At 38.0% G+C, this 21,317-nt stretch carries 15 protein-coding genes and 1 pseudogene; 11 read left to right on the top strand and 5 right to left on the bottom strand.

Going from position 1 to position 21,317, the window contains the following annotated elements; genetic code table 11:
• Window positions 1-38: 38 nt before the first annotated feature.
• Window positions 39-203, bottom strand: coding sequence for a hypothetical protein (locus OQX63_RS22860; RefSeq protein ID WP_265853109.1), 165 nt, complete (start codon window positions 201-203; stop codon window positions 39-41).
• 523 nt (window positions 204-726) lie between these two features.
• Here OQX63_RS22860 and OQX63_RS22855 point away from each other — a divergent pair.
• The 5 genes from OQX63_RS22855 (at window position 727) to OQX63_RS22835 (ending at window position 5,261) form a co-directional block, all read left to right on the top strand.
• Window positions 727-1,674: an outer membrane protein assembly factor BamD gene (locus OQX63_RS22855; RefSeq protein WP_265853108.1), complete on the top strand. Its 948-nt coding sequence runs from the start codon at window positions 727-729 to the stop codon at window positions 1,672-1,674.
• Between the two features lie 3 nt (window positions 1,675-1,677).
• Window positions 1,678-2,004 carry a DNA-directed RNA polymerase subunit omega gene (locus OQX63_RS22850; RefSeq protein WP_090504977.1) on the top strand — a complete coding sequence of 109 codons (327 nt, stop codon included), beginning with the start codon at window positions 1,678-1,680 and terminating at the stop codon, window positions 2,002-2,004.
• Between the two features lie 77 nt (window positions 2,005-2,081).
• Entirely contained in the window at window positions 2,082-3,278 is a 1,197-nt protein-coding gene (gene coaBC / locus OQX63_RS22845) for a bifunctional phosphopantothenoylcysteine decarboxylase/phosphopantothenate--cysteine ligase CoaBC (RefSeq protein ID WP_265853107.1), read from the top strand.
• On the top strand, window positions 3,275-4,168 hold the full coding sequence (locus OQX63_RS22840; protein WP_265853106.1) for a DUF4835 family protein: 894 nt from the start codon (window positions 3,275-3,277) through the stop codon (window positions 4,166-4,168). The genes coaBC and OQX63_RS22840 overlap by 4 nt, the downstream gene beginning before the upstream one ends.
• 721 nt (window positions 4,169-4,889) lie before the next feature.
• Window positions 4,890-5,261 carry a BlaI/MecI/CopY family transcriptional regulator gene (locus OQX63_RS22835; RefSeq protein WP_265853105.1) on the top strand — a complete coding sequence of 124 codons (372 nt, stop codon included), beginning with the start codon at window positions 4,890-4,892 and terminating at the stop codon, window positions 5,259-5,261.
• A gap of 31 nt (window positions 5,262-5,292) precedes the next feature.
• Here OQX63_RS22835 and OQX63_RS23495 read toward each other — a convergent pair.
• Window positions 5,293-5,349: pseudogene (locus OQX63_RS23495) on the bottom strand (hypothetical protein); the annotation flags it as partial.
• Between the two features lie 6 nt (window positions 5,350-5,355).
• Between OQX63_RS23495 and OQX63_RS22830 the strand changes: the two are divergent.
• From OQX63_RS22830 to OQX63_RS22805, 6 genes are all read left to right on the top strand, one after another.
• Window positions 5,356-7,515 (top strand): M56 family metallopeptidase, encoded by a 2,160-nt coding sequence (locus tag OQX63_RS22830; protein WP_265853104.1) that lies wholly within the window; start codon window positions 5,356-5,358, stop codon window positions 7,513-7,515.
• Window positions 7,516-7,614: 99 nt separating this feature from the next.
• A complete protein-coding gene (gene recN, locus OQX63_RS22825; RefSeq protein WP_265853103.1) occupies window positions 7,615-9,267 on the top strand; it encodes a DNA repair protein RecN in 1,653 nt (550 codons plus the stop codon).
• A gap of 306 nt (window positions 9,268-9,573) precedes the next feature.
• Complete coding sequence (locus tag OQX63_RS22820) at window positions 9,574-10,815, top strand: carboxypeptidase-like regulatory domain-containing protein (RefSeq protein ID WP_265853102.1); 1,242 nt, start codon at window positions 9,574-9,576, stop codon at window positions 10,813-10,815.
• A gap of 653 nt (window positions 10,816-11,468) precedes the next feature.
• Window positions 11,469-12,707 carry a carboxypeptidase-like regulatory domain-containing protein gene (locus tag OQX63_RS22815; protein ID WP_265853101.1) on the top strand — a complete coding sequence of 413 codons (1,239 nt, stop codon included), beginning with the start codon at window positions 11,469-11,471 and terminating at the stop codon, window positions 12,705-12,707.
• A gap of 100 nt (window positions 12,708-12,807) precedes the next feature.
• Window positions 12,808-13,875, top strand: coding sequence for a PA0069 family radical SAM protein (locus OQX63_RS22810; RefSeq protein WP_265853100.1), 1,068 nt, complete (start codon window positions 12,808-12,810; stop codon window positions 13,873-13,875).
• A 142-nt stretch (window positions 13,876-14,017) separates the two neighbouring features.
• The gene (locus OQX63_RS22805) at window positions 14,018-14,890 is read left to right on the top strand and encodes an ATP-grasp domain-containing protein (RefSeq protein ID WP_265853099.1); all 873 of its coding nucleotides are present in this window, start codon (window positions 14,018-14,020) and stop codon (window positions 14,888-14,890) included.
• A gap of 306 nt (window positions 14,891-15,196) precedes the next feature.
• Here OQX63_RS22805 and OQX63_RS22800 read toward each other — a convergent pair whose 3' ends face one another.
• The 3 genes from OQX63_RS22800 to OQX63_RS22790 form a co-directional block, all read right to left on the bottom strand.
• Entirely contained in the window at window positions 15,197-17,749 is a 2,553-nt protein-coding gene (locus tag OQX63_RS22800; protein ID WP_265853098.1) for an ATP-dependent Clp protease ATP-binding subunit, read from the bottom strand.
• 953 nt (window positions 17,750-18,702) lie between these two features.
• Window positions 18,703-19,563 carry a PorP/SprF family type IX secretion system membrane protein gene (locus tag OQX63_RS22795; protein ID WP_265853097.1) on the bottom strand — a complete coding sequence of 287 codons (861 nt, stop codon included), beginning with the start codon at window positions 19,561-19,563 and terminating at the stop codon, window positions 18,703-18,705.
• A 13-nt stretch (window positions 19,564-19,576) separates the two neighbouring features.
• Window positions 19,577-21,317: MBG domain-containing protein (locus tag OQX63_RS22790; protein ID WP_265853096.1), on the bottom strand; the 1,741-nt coding region annotated here is incomplete at its 5' end.

Genomic DNA, 21,317 nt, shown 5'->3' with positions numbered 1-21,317 from the left:
ATTTTCTCTTTACCTTTATTTCAATATGCTAATGTTGTTTAGCTTTCCGTTCTTCCGAACCGGGCTGCAAAGGTAGCAATCTTTTTCTCTTTGGCAAGAATTAATTTAAAATAAATCTCACTTTCCGTATCCCTGTGCCATCTTTTCAGTTTATTGCCCTCTCCTCCGGAGCGGGATGCAAAAGTAGAAAAAATATCTTTCACCGCAAAGGTTTTTCATGAAATATTGCAGGCTTTACTGTAAGTTGATGGTTTTCAGCAGGAAAAAATTATGCGTAAGCAAAACTTTTTGGAAGGATGCTTGTTTGGGGCAAGATTTTGTAAATCTTGTAGGGTTTAAAACGGGAAGATCTGGTGCGGCAAAAATATCCTGAAACAAGTTCAGGATGACGAATTTCCTGGATAAACCCATTAAACTTCCGAAGTTTCCTCTGCACCCAGCCCCTTGAAACTTCGGAAGACCGGCCCACCTAAACCCGATAACAGCGGAAAACCCGGAGGCGAGGAACGAGCCGAGGATTTGGAGCGAATAGCGGGAACTCACCTATATAGTAGCACTGAACCTGCTTTGCTAGAAAAAAAATAAAACTATACTATATAGTATATAAGTGCGATTACCTATATATGTTAAAAATTGTTAACTGTATATTTGTACTGAATTGCTTTCCATAGCTTAGCGGCCAATTGTTTTTATTGATGTTATCGTATTATTAATTATCTTTGCAGAATGTTTAAAGTTAAACACTTAATTATTTTAGTATTTATTGCCGCTTTGGGTATTGCGGGTTGTAAAAGTCGTTTCGAGAAATTGAGAGCGAGCAATGACGTTGCAAAAAAATACCAGGAGGCACTTCGTTTGTATAATAAACGCGATTACAGTAAAGCATTAGTACTTTTTGAGGATCTTTCTCAAAAATATCGCGGCCGCGCAGAAGCTGAGGATCTGAACTATTATTATGCTTACACCTTATATAGATTAAGTGATTATACTACTTCGAGATACCAATTTAAAAGTTTTGCGGATACCTACCCGGCAAGTAAAAATGCAGAAGAAGCGAGATACATGGCAGCTTATTGCTATTATTTAGAATCGCCAAGTTTCTCTTTAGACCAGGAAAATACTTATAAAGCTATTGATGCACTACAACTATTCATTAACTTATACCCTACCAGCGATCGTGCTGCAGCTGCCGGCAAATATATTGCTACATTAAGGGGTAAGTTAGAGGATAAAGCTTTTGAAAATGCTAAAATGTATTTAACTACAGGACCTAGTAATGTAGATAACTACAGGGCAGCTGTTATTGCTTTAAGAAATGCGCAGAGAGACTACCCGGATATTAAATATGCTGAGGAAATGGATTTCCTGATGATTAAGGCGCAATATTTATATGCAAAAAACAGTTACATCATGCGCCAGGAAGACCGTTACAATGAAGCACTTTCTTTGTATACTGAATTCACTGAAAATCACCCTGACAGTAAATTTGCAAAAGATGCAAAGGCACTTAAAGGTAATGTTGAGGCAGGGATTGTGGCTACTAAACAAGAATTGGCATTATATGCTGCCGATCAGGAAAAATACAAGCAGATGTTGATCAGAACCGGAAAATTGAAAGATACCGTTTCTCAAAAACCAACTAACGCCGATAATACGAATATTAAAAACAAGTAATAGATGAATACTAACAAACCTGCTGTACCAAATACTACAGTAACCAGAAACGTACACGATTTAGATAAAACTACTGATAACTTATATGAATCATTAGTGGTTATCGCTAAAAGAGCAAATCAGATTTCGAACAACGTTAAAGAAGAGTTACACGGTAAATTGGCAGAATTTGCTTCTAGCAACGATAATTTGGAAGAAATTTTCGAAAACCGTGAGCAGATTGAAATCAGCAAGCATTACGAGCGTATGCCGAAGCCTGTTTTAGTTGCTATTGATGAATTTTTGAACGAAAAAGTTTATCACAGAAATCCTGCTAAAGAACAAAAGTAACTGCATAGCGCATAGCGTTTAGGGCAAAGCGTTTACCACTACGCTCTATGCTCCATGCCTTATGTACTCTGCGCATTATGCTAGAAAATAAAAATATAATCCTTGGCGTTTGCGGTAGCATCGCGGCTTATAAGTCGGCATTTTTGGTTCGGCTACTCGTAAAAGCTGGCGCAAACGTAAAGGTTATTCTTACCCCTGATGGTGCTAATTTCATTACACCACTTACCCTTGCTACGCTTTCTAAAAATCCGGTTTATACGCAATATTTCGAAGAAGAAACAGGCGTATGGAGCAATCATGTTGAGCTGGGCTTATGGGCCGATCTTATCATCATTGCGCCAATCAGTGCCAATACCTTGGCTAAACTGGCAACTGGAATCTGCGATAATTTATTAACGGCTGTTTATCTTTCAGCCAAATGTCCGGTTTATGTAGCCCCGGCTATGGATCTGGATATGTGGAAACATGAAACAACCCAAAATAATATTGAACGCATTAGCAGTTTTGGGAATACCGTTATTGCTCCGGCCAATGGCGAACTGGCCAGTGGACTCTGGGGAGAAGGCCGGATGGCTGAACCTGAAGAAATTGTTTCTTTCCTAAGTAATTCTATTAAAAAATCATTGCCACTATTTGGCAAAAAGGTACTGGTTACCGCTGGTCCTACCTACGAAGCTATTGATCCGGTACGTTTTATCGGCAATCATTCGTCGGGTAAAATGGGTTTTGCCCTGGCCGATGAGATGGCCAAACTGGGTGCAGAGGTAACTTTAATTGCCGGACCAACCGCACAGAAAGCCGATCAAATTTTAAAAAGAATTGATGTAGTGAGTGCACAAGAAATGTTTGATGCCTGTACTGTTGCATTTGCAGAAACCGATATTACCGTAATGTGCGCAGCTGTAGCCGATTATCGCCCCAAACAGGTTGCCACCCAAAAAATTAAAAAACAGGATAGCGGGTTGTTTTTGGAGTTGGAAAAAACGACAGATATACTGGCTTTTTTAGGTGCAGCAAAAAAACCGCACCAGGTTTTGGTAGGTTTTGCTTTAGAAACCAATGATGAAGAAAATTACGCAAAAGGCAAACTGGAAAAGAAAAATCTAGACCTGGTGGTGCTAAATTCTTTGAATGATAAGGGCGCAGGTTTTAAATCAGATACCAATAAAATTACTATTTTTAACAAAGCTTTAGAACGGACGATATTTGAAATGAAATCGAAAACAGCTGTTGCCAAAGATATTTGTACTGCCATTTTAAAAATTGCGAAATGATAAAAAAGATTGTTTGGATACTGCTATTGGTTAGTTTTGGAAAGCTACAGGCGCAAGAGCTAAATGCAAGGGTAACTTTGCTGGCTCCCCAGGTTTCGAACATTAGCAAACCAACCTTAGATGCTTTGCAAAAAACAATCCGCGATTTTTTGAACAATAACAAATTCAGTAACGAAAGTTATAAAGCGCAGGAACGTATAGATTGTAGTTTCGTCATTACCATCAATTCATGGGATGGTGGCTCTGGTTACACGGCAGAAGCACAAATTCAAAGCAGTCGACCGGTTTTTAACAGCTCTTACAATAGCACTTTGTTAAATATGAGCGATAAGAATTTCGATTTTAATTTCAACGATGGGTCTACAATCGACTTCTCTGATCAAAATTACATTTCCAACATCAGTGCTCTCCTCACCTACTATGCCTATACCATCATCGGAATGGATAAAGATAGTTTTAGCAAAATGGGTGGAACTCCTTTTTATAAAAAAGCACAGAACATCATTAACCTAGCACAAGCCTCGGGTAATACGGGCTGGAGAGCAGCCGACGGATTACGTAACCGCTTTTGGTTTAACGAAAATGTTTTAAACCCAATTTTTGCCGAGCTCCGCAATTTCATTTACAGTTATCATTTAAGTGGCCTTGACCAGCTAACCGATAATGATAAAGGCTTAACGCAGATTGTTGCCGCACTACCTGCACTACAACAAATGGATAAGCAGAAACTGGGCTCTATTTTCCCTAATGTTTACTTTGCGGCCAAAGCCGAAGAGGTAACCAATGTACTTTCAAAACTCAATGGACAAGAGCGCATGAAAGCCTATAATATGCTGGCAGAAATCGATCCGGCAAATATTGGTAAGTACGAGGGATTAAAGAAGAATTAATGCCGCTCGTCATCCTGAATTTATTTCAGGATCTTTCTTAGGTATTATGGCAGCTAATCAAGATTAGATTAAGGCATTTGAGAATATGTATAAACGCAGTTAACCAGCTTCAATAGTTACCTTCAAATAGTTTCTCTATTTGTCGTAATTAATTTTAGAAAAGCAATCTCAGCATTTCAATTATAAAGTAAGTCCTGCTTTCGTTCATACGCCTGCAGGCCTTAAACACAGGCCGGTATCCACATCAATCAGGTTTAATAACTTCGGTTAGCTATTCATAGGCACGTTTTCCCTTTCTAAAGCCTGATTGTATGCAACATTTCCCCTATCTAGCATATCATATCATGGTTAAACAATTAACCATTTTCAACAGTTAACCAGTAAGTAGTTTCTCTTTGTCGTAATTAATTTTAGAAAAGCAATTTCAGCTTTTCAATTAAAGCCAGTCCTGCTTTCGTTCATACGCCAGCAGGCCTTACACACAAGCCAGTATCCACATCAATCAGGTTTAATTACCAAAGTCAGTTTTTCATGAGCACATTTTACTTTCTAAAGCCTAAACGGATGCAGCATTTCCCCCTAACCAGCGTCCAATATCACAGTTAAGCAATTAACCATTGTCAACAATTAACTAATAAAATTAAAAATTTGTTAAAATATTTTGATCTTACGAATATCTTCGTACATTTGAATACGAAATAATTCGTACAACTTGTAACATATGGATAATCAGAACATCAAACCAACAGAAGGTGAAATGGAAATCCTCCAGGTGCTTTGGCAAAAGGGGAATGCAACGGTAAGAGAAGTTCATGAGGCTTTGAATAAAAAAGACTCCGGTTATACCACTACTTTAAAACTGATGCAGATTTTGCATGAGAAAGGAATGGTAGAGAGAGATACTACTCAAAAAACGCACATCTATAAAGCATTGGTTAGTCAGGATAAAACTGAAAAGCAATTGGTAAACAAAATGATCGATAATGTATTTAACGGATCGGCAGCAAGGTTGGTGATGCAGGCTTTGGGTAACCACAGTGCGAGTGCTGCAGAAATTGACGAAATAAAAAAATATTTAGATAGCATAAAATAAGGCTATTGTTGAAGGTTGAAAGGTGCAGGGTTTAGATCCCTGATAAACAACAAATTTTCGGATGATCTCCGAATAAAAAATTAAAACCACCGTTATGGAAACTTTATTACAACAGTTTATCAAAGCATTTGGCTGGAGTATTGTAAACTCACTTTGGCAAAGCGCCATCGTTTATGGCATCCTATTTATCGTTTTGCTTAGCATTCCGAAAATGGCAGCAAAATACAAGCACAATCTTGCTTTTGGTGCCATCATTTTAATGTTTGTTGGCTTTGGCTACAATTTCATTCATCAATTAACATTAAATACAAATTCGCAGCCGCTGCCAATCAACGCTCAAAATGTGCAGGTTTACCAATATTTCAATAACCTGCCTCCAAGTTTTAGCAGCAGGGCAGAGCAATATTTCCCGATAGTAGTCATATTTTATGTTCTTGGTATCTTGCTTCAGTTATTCGTTATTGCTAAAGGCTATGGTCAGCTCTCCAAACTAAAGAAAGAAAGTTTAAGTGCCATTCCGGATAGTTGGAAAATTATTTTCGAACAAGTAACTGCCCAACTTAAAATCAACAAAGTTACCCAGTTTCACCTGTCTTCTATTGTTAACGTGCCTTTGGTTATCGGTTATTTAAAACCTGTGGTATTATTTCCAGTAGCCTTGGTAAACCAATTAGACAACGATCAGGTAGAGGCGATATTAATTCATGAATTATCACATATCAGAAGAAATGACTTCTTACTGAACCTGATTAAAACTGCTATAGAAACCATATTATTTTATAACCCATTTGTATGGATGGCGGGTAGGTTTATACATATTGAGCGCGAGCATGCCTGCGATGATCTGGTATTAAAAATTACCGGGAAACCATTAAATTATGCCCATGCCCTACTTAAACTCGAACTATTAAAAGATAAAAACAGTCCTGCTTATGCATTAGCTGCCACAGGCAAGACCCAAAATTTGTATCAACGCATTAAAAGAATAACCAACATGAAAACAAATTATTTAAACGCCAAACAACAAATGGCAGCCCTAACTTTAGGAGTAGCCTGCCTGTTTTCTATTGCCTGGATCAACCCAACAGAAAATAAAAAAGAAACGAAAAAAACGCCAAAAATTAAAGTGTTAAGTGTAATTAACCACAATGATGTTAAAACTGTTGTTTATACTGATACCACTAAAAAACGGAAGATTAAAATTGTAACTATTGATGCTAATGGCAAAAAAACCGAATATAACTCGGTAAAAGAAATGCCAGATAGCCTAAGAAAAGATTTTTACAGGGACGAACTTTTTGGCAGCAATGGAATATACAGGATCAATCTTGATAGTTCATTTAAATTCAGATTAAACGATTCTCTTTTACACAAAAAACTTTATAAAGAGTATAACTCGCCAGAGGCACAAGCTAAATGGAAAAAATTTGGTGAAGATATGGCCAAACAATATAACTCACCGGAGGCACAGGCTAAATGGAAAAAATTTGGAGAAGATGTAGCCAAACAATACAGCTCACCAGAAGCACAGGCTAAATGGAAAAAATTTGGAGAAGATGTAGCCAAACAATACAGCTCACCAGAAGCACAGGCTAAATGGAAAAAATTTGGAGAAGAGATGCAAAAGAAAATGAATTCTCCAGAGGCTCAGGCAAAATGGAAAAAAATGGGAGAAGATATGAATAAAGAATTCGGTTCGCCAGAAGCACAAGCCAAATGGAAAAAATTTGGCGAAGATATGAATAAGCAATTTGCATCGCCAGAAGCACAAGCCCAATGGAAAAAAATAGGTGAAGATATGGCTGCTTCGATGAACACACCAGAATTTAGGGCACAAATAGAAAATCTCAGAGCCAAGACCTTAAAATCAGGAAAAGGTTATCAGCTTTCAGATGGTATTCTTTTAAAATATAACGATGAACCGAACAGTAAGGTGAAACAAACGGAAGAGTATAAAAAACTAAAGGAAAAATTTGACAACGAGGTAAAGGAATTAAAAGAGAAAATAGAGCAGAAAGAGAAAAAAGAAAAAGTTGAAAGTGGCAACAAAAGCTCAACAATAAATCCGGCAGTTATATTATATCGGAAACAAGATTTTACAGGTGCCGATAAAGCCCTCAACACTTTAAATGCTGTAGTAACCTATAAAAAATCAGATTTTACAAATGCCGATCAATTGGCCATAAAAACTTATCTTCAGACATCCAACCTAAAAATTGCCAATGATAATGTCATTAACATTTCTATAAAATAAAAACACATCAACCAAACAGATCATGAACGGCGAAGATTATTCTTCGCTGTTTTTGTTTTGTACTGGCCTGTTGAATAAATTTTAATATTTTTGCTTAGCATGCTACAAAAACTTTCTATCCGTAATTACGCATTAATTGATAGTCTTGATATCGAATTCGATAAAGGCTTGAATATTATCACAGGTGAAACCGGTGCTGGTAAATCAATCATACTTGGCGCATTATCGCTAATTTTAGGTCAGCGGGCAGAAAGTAAATACTTTTTTAACCAGGATAAAAAATGTGTTATTGAAGGCAATTTTACATTGGCTGATGAAAATCTGAAAGGGCTTTATGAAGAAAATGATCTTGACTTCTCAAAAGAAAGCATTTTAAGGAGAGAGATATCAATAGATGGTAAAACAAGGTCGTTCATTAATGATACACCTGTCAATTTATCTATTCTAAAACAAATTGGCGAAAAGCTGATCGATATCCACTCGCAACATGCTACCCAGGAAATTAACGATGCCGATTTTCAACTTTTGATTATAGATGCACTGGCAAACCATAAATCATTGTTGATCGATTACCGCCGCGGGTTTAAAAAGCTTAAACATGATACTGCCCTATTAAAGAAACTGATAGCTGAAGCTGATGAAGCCAGAAATAAACAGGATTACGAACAGTTTCTGTTTAACGAGCTGGAGCAGGCAAAACTACAGGATGGCGAGCAGGAGGATTTAGAGCAGGAGTTAGAACGATTAACCCATGCGGAAACCATAAAAAGAGCATTACTCACCGCTTCGGGATTAATTAACGAAAGTGAGCCATCTGCCCTCCAGATCTTAAAAGAAGCATCATTACAGTTGCAGGGTATAGAAAAATTTGATCCTGCAATTAATGTGTTGTACGAACGTTTACGCTCATCAATTATCGAAATAAAAGATATTACCGACGAAGTTTCTGGCATTGAAGAAAACACCGTACACAGTGCAGATCGTTTAGAACTGGTTAACCAAAGATTAGATCTTTTTTATTCGCTCCAGCAAAAACATCGGGTTGCAGATAATGCGGAGTTACTGGCACTTCAAAAACAACTGGAAGAAAATCTGAACAAACTCCTGTCTTCTGATGAGCAGATCGAAAATCTACAGAAAGAAATAGATCAACTTCAAAAAGCTTTACATAAACAGGCTGATCAATTAAGTGCCAACCGTAAAAAAGCCATCAAAGTGGTAGAGGAACAAACCAGTGTTACCTTAAAAAAAGTAGGGATGCTAAATGCCAAGTTGGTTTTACATCAAAAAGTATGGAGCGAACTGAATAAAGATGGTTTGGATGAAATAAATCTCCTCTTTACTGCCAATGCTGGTCAGGCGCCCGCACCAGTGAACAAAGTGGCCTCTGGTGGTGAATTATCGCGTTTAATGCTAGCCATAAAAGCCTTATTGGCTAAACATACATCGTTACCGACCATTATTTTCGATGAGATTGATACCGGGATTTCTGGCGAAACCGCACTAAAAGTTGGAGAAGTAATTGCAGATTTAGGACAGAACATGCAAGTAATTTCGATTACGCACCTACCGCAAATTGCTGCTAAAGGCACATCGCACTATTTTGTTCATAAACATGAAGAACGTGGAAAAACCACAACCGGAATCCGTAAACTTAAACAGGAAGAACGTATTGGTGTAATTGCCGAAATGCTGAGCGGTAAAAATCCAGGCGCATCAGCAATAGAAAATGCGAAGGAATTATTGGCCTAATTCCCTACCAATCCCAAGGTCTGTGTTCCCACAGACCTTTCATATATCAAAACTGATAAATTTAGTGGTCTGTGAAGACACAGACCACCGCGATAGTCGCTTTCACACCAGATAGAGCTCTCCCCATCTGTACGGGCAGGCATGCTACTACGCTCAGGTTGGGATGAAGATGCTTCTTTTAAATAACGGTATTGGTAGCGTAGTCGAAGGATCTCCATGCTACTTTACGCTGAAGATGGAGTCCTTTTTAATGTAACATTTATTTTTCATGCACAAAAAACTAATAATTTAGTTTATATTTAGGTTATGAAATCCTTATTAACCTTATTCTTGATATTTATTGGTAATATTTGTTTCGCACAACAAAATTACGTGCTTTCGGGTACAGTTAAAGATAAACATGGTGAAGCTTTACCTGGTGCAGGCGTATATGTAAGTGGATATAAAATTGCAACCGTTTCGAACAATAAAGGCGATTACGCCCTGCAACTTAAACCTGGTAATTATGATATTTTAGTTCAGCTTATCGGCTACAAGGCACTAAATAAAAACATTATCATTTCTGATAAGTCTATAAAAATCGATCTGATTTTAGAAGAAAGTGTTACACAATTAAACGAAGTCACCATTAAACCAGATCCGAACAGGGCTCATTACCTAGCCATGTTTAGAGATTTTTTTATTGGCACAACACCAAATGCTGAACAGTGCAAAATGATTAATCCTAATGTGCTACTGATTGACTATGACAATGAGGAGTCAAAGCTTACGGTAAAAACGAATCAATTTTTAATTATTGAGAACCAGGCACTGGGATACCGGATAAAATACCTGGTCAATAATTTTGAGTACAGTAGCCGAACAAAAATAATCTATTATGAAGGCTTCCCTTATTATGAAGATTTAAAAGGATCGGTACGGAAAAAAAAGATCTGGGCAAAGAAACGTTTAACCGCCTACCTGGGTTCTCCACAGCACTTTTTTACATCCCTCTATAATGGTAAGGCAACTGAAGAAGGCTTTATCATTAATAAATTAATTACCCAACCAAATCGCGACAAACCGTCTGACAGTACCATAAGGGCAAATATTAAACGTTTAACAAAAATGCAGGAAGGCTTATTACGAAAAACGATAAATCTTAATCACGGGGATTCCCTCAGTTACTGGCTCAGAAAGAAAAATCTTCCTGATGGCATTTCCATTTTAAGTCGCAGCCCTATTGCGCAAGACACCTTAGTTCATATCCGAAATCAGCATATCAAAAGCATAAACTTCACCGATAAATTATACATTATTTATTCTAAAGAAAAGGAGGATCCATTATTTGCCAACCGGATAGGTTTATCCATCAACAGGCCTTTAGATATGCCAGACTATCAAATATCAACCATTACGCTACAAGTAGCACCAGTATATTTTTATGAGAATGGCGGTATCTATAATCCACGTGCGATGCTTTTTGCGGGCTATTGGGGCTGGGAAAAAATTGCAGATAGTGTGCCGATGGATTATTTACCACCTGCTGATGTGGAGGTGAAAAATTAAGAATATGATATGCAGTAGCCATGGAAAACAAACTCTCGTATCCAGAAAAACACTGCCTATTAAATAAAGGCCTAATTGATAATCCTCTTATAAAGATCTTTCGCTCTGCTACCATTGACAGAATTCACTTTGCGGTCGTCATTCTCGCGCATGCGTGAATCTGAAAGCGCTTGTATTAAGATTCCCAATCAAGTTGGGAATGACGATTTCTCGAGAGATATACCTACATAAAATTTATCTGTCAAGCATATTGATTTTGTATAATAAATTATCCCTCAGGATGACAGCAATTTAATTTATTTATTAGCTTCTCATAACGACCTTACTCCTTCGGATTTTTAATCCCATGAAACACCGACCATTGTTAAATAAACCTGACAGAGCGGGTAGCCCACAGTGAAGCGCAGTGTAACGAGGACTACAAGCGATGGCGGGGGTACTTTGTCCATGGAAAACAGACCGTCCGTTTTCAAATAAAAACCAATCATTTCATTACAATTGGTTTGAGCTATTTTGGATAAAATATCGTTTTAAAGATGCTTCGCTATGCTCAGGATGACAGCTCTTATTGAAGATCACCATCAAATGTTAAATTTGTTAAAATTCTTTTTCGTTTTTAATAAATATTACACCTTTTGGTTACATTCGTCTCCATGATTAAAAGCCTTTTAGTAGCCTTTATGCTGATCATGTTGGGTACTAATGCCATTGCTCAAAACACTTTCTCGATCAGTGGTGTGGTTAGGGATAAAAAAGATGGATTGCCAGGTGCGAGTATTTACCTAAGCGGTTATAAAATTGCAACAGTTGCCGATAATGACGGAAAGTTTAAACTTCCAAACCTAAAGCCCGGCAGTTATGATCTGCTTGTGCAGCTTGTTGGTTACCTCCCCTATTCTAAAAGTGTTATCATTTCCGACAAATCGGTTCAGGTAGAATTGATTTTAAAGGAGAATGTTGCCCAGCTTGATGAGGTGGTGATCCGGGCCGATCCTAACCGCCAAAAATACATTAACCAGTTTAAAGAGTTTTTTATTGGTAAAACACCCAATGCAGCACAGTGTAAGATATTAAATCCCCAGGTTTTAAACGTAGACTTTGACATTACCAAAAGTACTTTAACCGTATCTACTACAGAATTTTTAATCGTAGAAAATAAGGCATTGGGCTATCGCCTTAAATATATGCTTGATCATTTTGAGTATAATTCTCGCACACATATTATTTATTACTCCGGGCATCCTTTTTTTGAAGAATTGAAGGCTTCTGCGGCTAAAAAGAAAAAATATATTGCTGCCAGAGAAGTGTCTTATTATGGGTCATCACAACATTTCTTCCGTTCACTTTATGCCAATAAAACAAAGGAAGAAGGATTTATCATCAATAAAATGATCAAAATCCCCAACCCAAACCGTTATCCGCAATATGTGATCAATGCCAATTTAGAAAAAATTAAAGCCGTACCGGAAAAAACAGGCATCAGACAAACAAAAGGAAAAGTAGATACCGCCTTACTTGCTTTTTGGACGAAACAACAGGAAATGCCCAAAACTATTGATAAATTTTCGAGGGCTGAGGTACTTACCGATACCTTAGTACATTACTATAACCAGAATTTAAAATATCTGAGCTATACCGATGCGCTGTTGATTCAATATACTAAAGAAAAAGAATCGCTTGCCTATTCTAAAACAGGCTTCTGGATTTTCAGACCGCTGGATGTACCGGAAAATGAAATTTCAGTAGCCAATTTAACTGGCGAAGGCGTACGTTTTTATGAAAATGGTGGCATCTACGATTCCAGGTCATTGCTTTACGAAGGTTACTGGGCTTATGAGAAAGTAGCCGATATGGTTCCAATGGATTATGTACCACTCCCAAAGAAGGAGTGATGGAAAATGTATGATGTATGATGGGATCTAAATCCAAAATTGTTGAAAAGTAACCATTATTGATAATTAAAATTACTAAAAATATTAGTAATTTTAATTCATGATTGGCGATGAAGAAAAACAGTATTTTAAGGGAAGAGGCGCTCAGGTTAACCCACATAACAAATTTTTAAAAGATATTTATGTAAAGGAGCACGATGAAGGGATAGATGACTGGGAGGAAAGTGATCGTAAAACTTCTTTTATCTTCGAAAATTCGAAAAGCATTGTTAATAAGGTTGATAGTCCGGATGTGGGCATGGCCTATTCTTTAAACCCTTATCAAGGCTGCGAACACGGTTGTACGTATTGTTATGCCCGTAATTCGCATCAATACTGGGGCTATAGTGCCGGAATAGAATTTGAGCGGAAAATAATCGTTAAAAAAGATGCGCCTACACTATTTAAAAAGTTCCTGGAGAAAAAAGGCTGGGATGCCACCACCATTTCCCTTTCTGGCAATACCGATTGCTACCAACCTGCCGAAAGAAAATTTAAGCTAACCAGGCAGTTGCTGGAAATTGCATTGGCCTACAAACAGCCCATTGGAATGATTACCAAAAATTCGCTTATTCTTCGTGATCGGGATATTCTGACAGAGATGGCCAAGTTAAACCTCTGTATGGTTTATGTTTCCATTAACAGTTTAAATGAAGATTTACGCCAGGTAATGGAACCGCGTACTACCACGGCCAAACAACGGTTAAAGGCAGTAGAAGAACTCAGTAAAGATGGAATTCCTGTGGGTGTAATGGTTGCGCCTCTTGTTCCAGGTTTAAGTGATCATGAAATTCCGAAAATTCTAAAAGCAGTAGCCAATGCAGGCGCTATTAAAGCAGGCTATACTGTGGTACGGCTCAATGGTGCCATCGGTCAGATATTTGAAGATTGGCTGCAGAAAAATTTTCCAGACCGTTTTGATAAAGTTTGGCATTCGATACAGAGTTGCCACGGTGGTCATGTAAACGATAGCCGGTTTGGCGACCGCATGCGTGGCGATGGTAATATTTCACAAATGATTAGGGACAATTTCAGACTGCATTGCCGTTTAAATGGCTTGAATGTGAAAGATATTATTTTAGACCATACTTTGTTTAAGGTTCCGAGTAACCAGGTAAGTATGTTTTAACATTAGGGGAGAGAAATCCCTGGCGCTCAGGGCCGTGGTTTTATCATCACGGCCATTTCAACATTGCTTGTCGTAATTTACTATCTTGATGATTGAAGCCGTGAATTTGTAATCAACCCTATAAAAGCTTAGTTTTAACGCCATGAACATTGCATTAGTAACCTATCTGGATAAAGGAGCTTATGATAGCGCCACAGTTGAAAGTGAAGATGATAACCTTTTACATTTTTTAAAAGATAAAGGATTAAGTATTGAAAAAATCATCTGGAATGATCCAAATATAGCCTGGGAAGATTATTCGCTTGCCATTTTAAAATCGCCATGGGATTATTTTGACCTGATTGAAGCGTTTTATATTTGGCTTGATCAGTTGGAAACAAAGAGAGTAAAATTACTTAACCCTATTGAGGTGGTAAGGTGGAATACCAACAAGCAATATCTCCTGGAAATTGAAGCTGCCGGATTAAAGATTACCCCTAGTTTTTTTATTCGAAATAAAGAAAGTGTAAATCTGGAGTATTTCTTCGAAAAATTTAATACCAATAAATTAATTGTGAAGCCTTGTATTAGTGGCGGCGCCAAAAATACTTTTAAAGTAACAGCAGAAAATGTTGAAGAAGTGAACCAAAAACTAGATCAGCTCATCCAAAACGAAGACTTTATTCTTCAACCATTTTTGCCAGAAATCCTGGAAAATGGCGAATGGTCATTCATTTTCTTTAATGGGATTTATAGCCATTCACTAGTTAAAAAAGCTAAACCTGGCGACTTCAGGGTTCAGCCAGCACATGGTGGATCTGTGCATCCGCAAAAACCTGGTAATGAACATATTGCTATAGCACAGCAATATGTTGATTTATTTGCTAAAAACTGCCTGTATGCCAGAGTGGATGGTACTTTGGTTAATGGAGAATTTTTATTGATGGAGTTAGAACTGATAGAGCCCTTCCTGTTTTTAAATACCGACCCGAAAAATTATGAACGTTATTACCAGGCACTAGTAGATTTGATGTAAAATAAAGATCGTCATTTAGAGCGAAGTGAAATGAAGCCGAGAACCAGAAGGCTCTGCGCAGCAAAATCTATAATAAATCTCTCCCCGCCTGTAAGGGCAGGCACTTCGCTCTGCTCAGTCGAGATGACAATCCTTTGCGCTTGTTATCACCAATTATTATCTTTTTTAATAAAGGCTGGCAACCAGGATGATGTTCACCAGGATTTGCAGGCATCTTTTTCGCACTCCAAAAGCAAGTAAAAATTTAGCGCACATCATTATTATCTAAAACAAAAAACTCCCGATTTTCATCGGGAGTTTTTTTGATTATTTACTTGAAGAATCTTCTTCCTGCTTTGGCTCTTCTTTTTTCTTTTCGCCTTTTTTGTGATTAATCGAAACCAGTTCAGTGGTTTTATCGTAATCAATTTCTAAAACATCACCTTCGGCTAGTTCGCCTTTAAGGATCTCTTCGGCAATCGGATCTTCTAAATATTTTTGAATGGCCCTTTTTAACGGACGTGCACCAAAATTACTATCAAAACCTTTATCAGCAATATATTCTTTCGCATTATCAGTCAATGCAATTTCATAACCAAGGGTATGAACACGACCAAATAAAGCTTTTAATTCAATATCGATAATTCTGAAGATTTCTTCTTTACCTAAACTATTAAATACCACTACATCATCTACACGGTTCAAGAATTCAGGAGCAAAAGCACGTTTTAATGCACTTTCTATTACACCACGACTGTGAGAATCGGCCTGGTTTGTTTTTGCTGTTGTAGAGAAACCAACGCCTTGTCCAAAATCTTTAAGTTGGCGGGCACCAATGTTAGATGTCATGATGATGATTGTATTTCTAAAATCAACTTTACGACCCAAACTATCCGTTAACTGACCTTCATCTAACACCTGCAATAAGATATTAAATACATCTGGATGCGCTTTTTCTATCTCATCCAATAAAATTACGGCGTAAGGTTTTCTTCTAACTTTTTCAGTTAACTGTCCACCCTCTTCATAACCTACGTATCCTGGAGGCGCTCCTACCAAACGCGAAACTGCAAATTTCTCCATATACTCACTCATGTCGATCTGAATCAAAGAATCATCACTATCGAACATGAAACGGGCCAATTCTTTTGCCAATTCGGTTTTACCTACACCGGTTGGACCTAAGAAAATAAAGGAACCAATCGGTTTTTTAGGATCTTTCAAACCTGCTCTTGTACGTTGGATGGCTTTGGTCAATTTTTTGATCGCATCGTTCTGACCAATAATTTTCTCAGCCACTTTATCGTACATATTCAACAGCTTGGCACTATCTGTTTGTCCAACGCGTTGTACCGGAATACCAGTCATCATTGAAACCACTTCGGCTACGTTATCTTCTGAAACTTCGTAACGTTTAGTTTTGGTTTCCGCTTCCCACTCCGCTTTAGCTTTATCTAATTCTTCAATTAAATTTTTCTCTGTATCGCGTAGTTTCGCAGCTTCTTCGTACTTCTGGCTACGTACCACCTTGTTTTTCTCTAATTTGATATCTTCAATTTTAGCTTCAATATCAATAATATTCTGCGGAACGTGGATATTGGTTAAGTGAACACGCGAACCTGCCTCATCCAAAGCATCAATGGCTTTATCTGGTAAGAAACGATCAGAAATATAACGCGAGGTTAAAGTAACACAGGCTAAAATAGCTTCATCTGTATACGTTACACCGTGGTGTTCTTCGTACTTATCTTTAATTCTGGTTAAAATCTCTACAGTTTCATCTGGTGTAGCAGGCTCAACCATTACTTTTTGGAAACGACGGTCTAAAGCGCCATCTTTTTCAATGTATTGGCGGTATTCATCTAATGTTGTAGCCCCGATACATTGAATTTCGCCCCTTGCCAAAGCAGGTTTGAACATATTGGATGCATCTAATGAACCAGATGCTCCACCAGCACCAACAATGGTATGGATCTCATCAATGAATAAAATTACATCAGTAGATTTTTCAAGCTCGTTCATCACGGCTTTCATACGTTCTTCGAACTGGCCACGGTATTTTGTACCGGCTACCAGCGATGCCAAATCTAAAGTGACTACACGTTTACCAAAAAGTACACGCGAAACTTTACGTTGCACAATACGTAAGGCAAGACCTTCTGCAATTGCAGACTTACCCACACCAGGCTCTCCAATTAAAATTGGATTGTTCTTTTTTCTGCGTGATAAAATCTGCGATACACGCTCAATTTCTTTCTCGCGGCCAACGATTGGGTCTAAACGACCTTCTTCAGCAGCTTTTGTTAAATCACGACCGAAATTATCCAGAACAGGGGTCTTAGATTTTATATCCGAAACTTTTTTAGGTGTACTAAAGCTTTCCTCTTCGCGATAATCATCATCGCCTCCTGTAGAAGCGCTATTGGAGATATCATCTCTGAAACCATTTTTATTCACTTCAACTTCCTGTTTAAAAACATCATAAGTAACGCCATATTGCAATAAGATCTGTGAGGCGATATTATCATCATCTCTCAAAACTGATAACAACAAATGTTCGGTACCAATTAAATCGCTTTTAAATATTTTAGCTTCTAAGTAAGTAATTTTTAAAACTTTTTCTGCCTGTTTAGTTAATGGAATATTACCCAAGTTTACTGTAACACTCGAAGTACCGCGAACAGCATCTTCAATTGAGCGGCGCAATTTACCGGTATCAACTCCTAACGATCGTAAAATTTTTATAGCCATGCCATCGCCTTCGCGAATGAGGCCCAATAATAAATGCTCGGTTCCAATGTAATCGTGCCCTAAGCGGAGCGCTTCCTCCCTACTAAAAGAGATTACATCTTTAACCTGTGGTGAAAATTTTGCTTCCATAATACCTTTCTTAACAGCTACGTCCCTAAACTATAAAATAACTTTATAAAACGAACGTCCTGTTTTGTTTATTTTATCAACAATTGCGCCATATGGGTGGATAAAGAGGCATAAAGGTGCCTGAAAACCCAAAATTCAATGTAAGATTACTATTCTGATAAATATTATTTTATTTATATCTATCTACGTAATAAGTGTTCTAAAGGTTTTAAAAGGACATTTATTAAAAATGTCCGATTGCATACATTATATTGTCGGTTTATTGTAAGGATTTTTTAGCCATCAGAAACTGACAATATGTATCTTTTTACTAAAGCAATTTACAAGTTTTGACAGAAAAACAAAAAGAACATGACATCATTTAATAATTTTATCGATAGCGATCAACCAACTTCCATTCTGCCTACATTATTGCCTTAATACGAAGTTAACTGTAATTAGGTTGTTTTTGTTTTTTAGGGTTACAGTTTATTGTAATTTAATGATAAAATGCGAAAGATTTCAACAAATTAATATTTAGGGCAGATCATAAATAAAAGCATGCTAATCCTAAGCGCATTGAAAATTTTCAGAAAATACTGCTCCATAGCAAAAGTCTTTTTTTTATTTGAAAATGAAAGTGCTGTTTTTCATGGCTATAACAGTCCCGCCATCGCTAATAGTCCTTGTTGCGCTGCGCTTCACTGTGGGCTAACCGCTCTGTCAGGTTTATTTAACTAAGGCAGGTTTTACAAAGGATTAAAATTGGGGCCAGCACAAATAATTATGCTATTCAGCATCCTGTTAGGTTTATTTTTAAACCTGCTTTGATTAAAAATAAAATGGCCACAGTATTTAGCTGTGACCATTTTACCTTTAAAATCGTTTATTTGCTTAATAAGGTTACTTTGAGATAGTAACCAGCAATTTAAGCTAAGATCAATGGGATTAATCCCCTTCAGACTGGCATTAATTTACCAATTAATACCAAGGTTGATCTCAAAACTTCCTGCCGTATAACCGCTTAAGTTTCCCGTTTGTGTGGTATAAGCAGTATTGATCATGTATTTTTTCTTATAATGTAACCCGACGCCAAAACTTGCAGCCTTGCTGGTATGATACATGGCTGTAAAGAGTAACTGTTGATTAGCAACTCCGAGTTGACCGCCGATATCCACAATATCTGCAATTCCCGTAAAAGAGCGATAAGCCACTTTAGGTTGAAATAAGCTTTCTCCAAGATCAATTTTGTACCCTGCTGCTGCATAAACAGCAGGCGTATTGATTAATTTTAAGTTATCTCTATTGAAATAATTTTTAAGGTTCACCAATGCAAAATCCACTATAAAGTGCTGCGAAGTTAATCCAACTCCAAAATCACCATCAAAATAGGTTTTGTGATCGGTATTGTACACACCTACCTGAGGATCGTTCGGGTTTCCGATCAGATCTTGCATATCCACCCGCTGGTTTATAAAACCGGCAGATAAACCAAAATGTAATTTTGCAGATCCGTTAAGCGGAAGATGATAGGCATAACTCGCCAGAATTCTCGTTTGCCTTTGCAAACCAGCTTTATCCAGATTCATATTTAGTCCTACCCCTACTTTTTCCCATCCATAGGTAGCACTTAGGTTTTGTACCATAGGGGCACCAGGAATGTTATTCCATTGTGAACGGAAAGTGAGGTCTGCAGTTGCACCTTCTGCTAATCCGGCCATGGCCGGATTAGCAAGATAGGTGTTATTAAAATATTGATTTAATAATGGATTAGTCTGCGCATTTACCTTCGAAACACCGATAAGAGCAGCCAGTATCAATAATGTTTTTTTCATCCTTTTCATTTTCTTAGCGGTTTCTGATAATCGTGATAAATCCTTTTTGAACCAATTTATTTGGGCCATATGTGATGATGTAATAATAAGTTCCTTCTGCAAGGTCATTTCCTCCGATAGTTCCGTTCCAGCTATTATCGTATGACTTTTTGCTGTACATTTCTCTACCATTACGGTCGAAAATCCGGACTTCATTACTTGGATACATATCAATATTCTGTACAATCCAGGTATCATTTATACCGTCTCCATTTGGTGTTAAGATATTATTCGCAACCAACTTATAATCCTCATTTACCTTAATGGTGATCGATGCTGAACTAATACAGCCGCTGGCATTGGTTACCCTCACCGTATAAGTTGTAGTTTGCGATGGACGAACACTGAGTGATGCAGTATTTTGTCCACTAACGATACCACTCGCTGTAGACCAGCTGTAAGTTGTGCCTCCACTAGCCGTTAATACCGCTGTTTCACCTTTACTAATTTCAGTTCCTTTATTGCTTAAAATACTTACTGATGGAATGGCATTAATTATTAATGTACCATTTACATAAACCAAACTATAATTGTTTGATACGCCACCAGATGGTACCAATACATAATTACCTGCAACATTTCTATTAGCGGTAGTGCTTACAATAGGTTTTGTACTTAAAGAACTTTCATTATCGCCTGCTTTAAAACCAGTATAAGTAACACCGAAGGTTGGGAACCCATCAGACTGACACATGACAGCATTGTTAGCAGTGACAGTCAGTACTGACTTATTAATGGTTAAGTTATTACTGATGTAAGCGATTGTGTAATTGCTATTCAGGACAAGTGTTCCTTGGTTGATCGCATAAGCACCTACGTTTTCCCCTGGTGTTCTGGTCAAGCTTCCCGTGAAACTATCTGTACCCACCAATGCCGGAGCAAAGGTATACGTCAATGCCGGATCAGCATCACCGTAGGTTTTGCTCTTCGCTGCAGCCGTTACCGTAACCGTTTTTGCACCGATGCTCAGGTTCGCACCTACATAAGTTAAGGTATAGTTGCTGTTCAAGGCTAATGTACCTTGGTTGATTGCATAAGTACCAACGTTTTCGCCAGGTGTTCTGGTCAGGCTTCCGCTGAAACTGTCGCCGCTTACCAATGCCGGGGCAAAGGTATACGTCAATGCCGGATCGGCATCACCGTAGTTTTTGCTTTTCGCTGCAGCCGTTACCGTAACCGTTTTTGCACCGATGCTCAGGTTCGCACCTACATAAGTTAAGGTATAGTTGCTGTTCAAGGCTAATGTACCCTGGTTGATGGCATAAGTACCTACGTTTTCGCCAGGTGCCCTGGTCAAACTTCCCGTGAAAGTATCTGTACCCACCAATACCGGGGCAAAGGTATAGGTCAATGCAGGATCGGCATCACCGTAGGTTTTGCTTTTCGCTGCAGCCGTTACCGTAACCGTTTTTGCACCGATCGTTAAATCAGCACCTACATAAGTTAAAGTGTAATTGCTGTTCAAGGCTAATGTACCTTGGTTGATTGCATAAGTACCCACGTTTTCGCCAGGTGCCCTGGTTAAGCTTCCCGTGAAAGTATCTGTACCCACCAATACCGGGGCAAAGGTATAGATCAATGCAGGATCGGCATCACCGTAGGTTTTGCTTTTCGCTGCTGCAGTTACCGTAACCGTTTTTGCACCGATCGTTAAATCAGCACCAACATAAGTTAAAGTGTAATTGCTGTTCAAGGCCAATGTACCCTGGTTGATG

It is taken from the genome of Pedobacter sp. PF22-3 (assembly GCF_026239555.1).
Taxonomy (GTDB): Bacteria; Bacteroidota; Bacteroidia; order Sphingobacteriales; family Sphingobacteriaceae; genus Pedobacter.
The sequence above is the reverse complement of the archived record's forward strand: the minus strand, read 5'-3'. Positions and strand labels throughout refer to the sequence as shown.

What these genes read in the sequence shown, in the direction of transcription:
- OQX63_RS22855 (WP_265853108.1), top strand. Translation starts at nt 727, where the DNA reads ATGTTTAAAGTTAAACACTTAATTATTTTAGTATTTATTGCCGCTTTG.
- OQX63_RS22850 (WP_090504977.1), top strand. Translation starts at nt 1,678, where the DNA reads ATGAATACTAACAAACCTGCTGTACCAAATACTACAGTAACCAGAAAC.
- coaBC (WP_265853107.1), top strand. Translation starts at nt 2,082, where the DNA reads ATGCTAGAAAATAAAAATATAATCCTTGGCGTTTGCGGTAGCATCGCG.
- OQX63_RS22840 (WP_265853106.1), top strand. Translation starts at nt 3,275, where the DNA reads ATGATAAAAAAGATTGTTTGGATACTGCTATTGGTTAGTTTTGGAAAG.
- OQX63_RS22835 (WP_265853105.1), top strand. Translation starts at nt 4,890, where the DNA reads ATGGATAATCAGAACATCAAACCAACAGAAGGTGAAATGGAAATCCTC.
- OQX63_RS22830 (WP_265853104.1), top strand. Translation starts at nt 5,356, where the DNA reads ATGGAAACTTTATTACAACAGTTTATCAAAGCATTTGGCTGGAGTATT.
- recN (WP_265853103.1), top strand. Translation starts at nt 7,615, where the DNA reads ATGCTACAAAAACTTTCTATCCGTAATTACGCATTAATTGATAGTCTT.
- OQX63_RS22820 (WP_265853102.1), top strand. Translation starts at nt 9,574, where the DNA reads ATGAAATCCTTATTAACCTTATTCTTGATATTTATTGGTAATATTTGT.
- OQX63_RS22815 (WP_265853101.1), top strand. Translation starts at nt 11,469, where the DNA reads ATGATTAAAAGCCTTTTAGTAGCCTTTATGCTGATCATGTTGGGTACT.
- OQX63_RS22810 (WP_265853100.1), top strand. Translation starts at nt 12,808, where the DNA reads ATGATTGGCGATGAAGAAAAACAGTATTTTAAGGGAAGAGGCGCTCAG.
- OQX63_RS22805 (WP_265853099.1), top strand. Translation starts at nt 14,018, where the DNA reads ATGAACATTGCATTAGTAACCTATCTGGATAAAGGAGCTTATGATAGC.
- OQX63_RS22800 (WP_265853098.1), bottom strand. Translation starts at nt 17,749, where the DNA reads ATGGAAGCAAAATTTTCACCACAGGTTAAAGATGTAATCTCTTTTAGT.
- OQX63_RS22795 (WP_265853097.1), bottom strand. Translation starts at nt 19,563, where the DNA reads ATGAAAAAAACATTATTGATACTGGCTGCTCTTATCGGTGTTTCGAAG.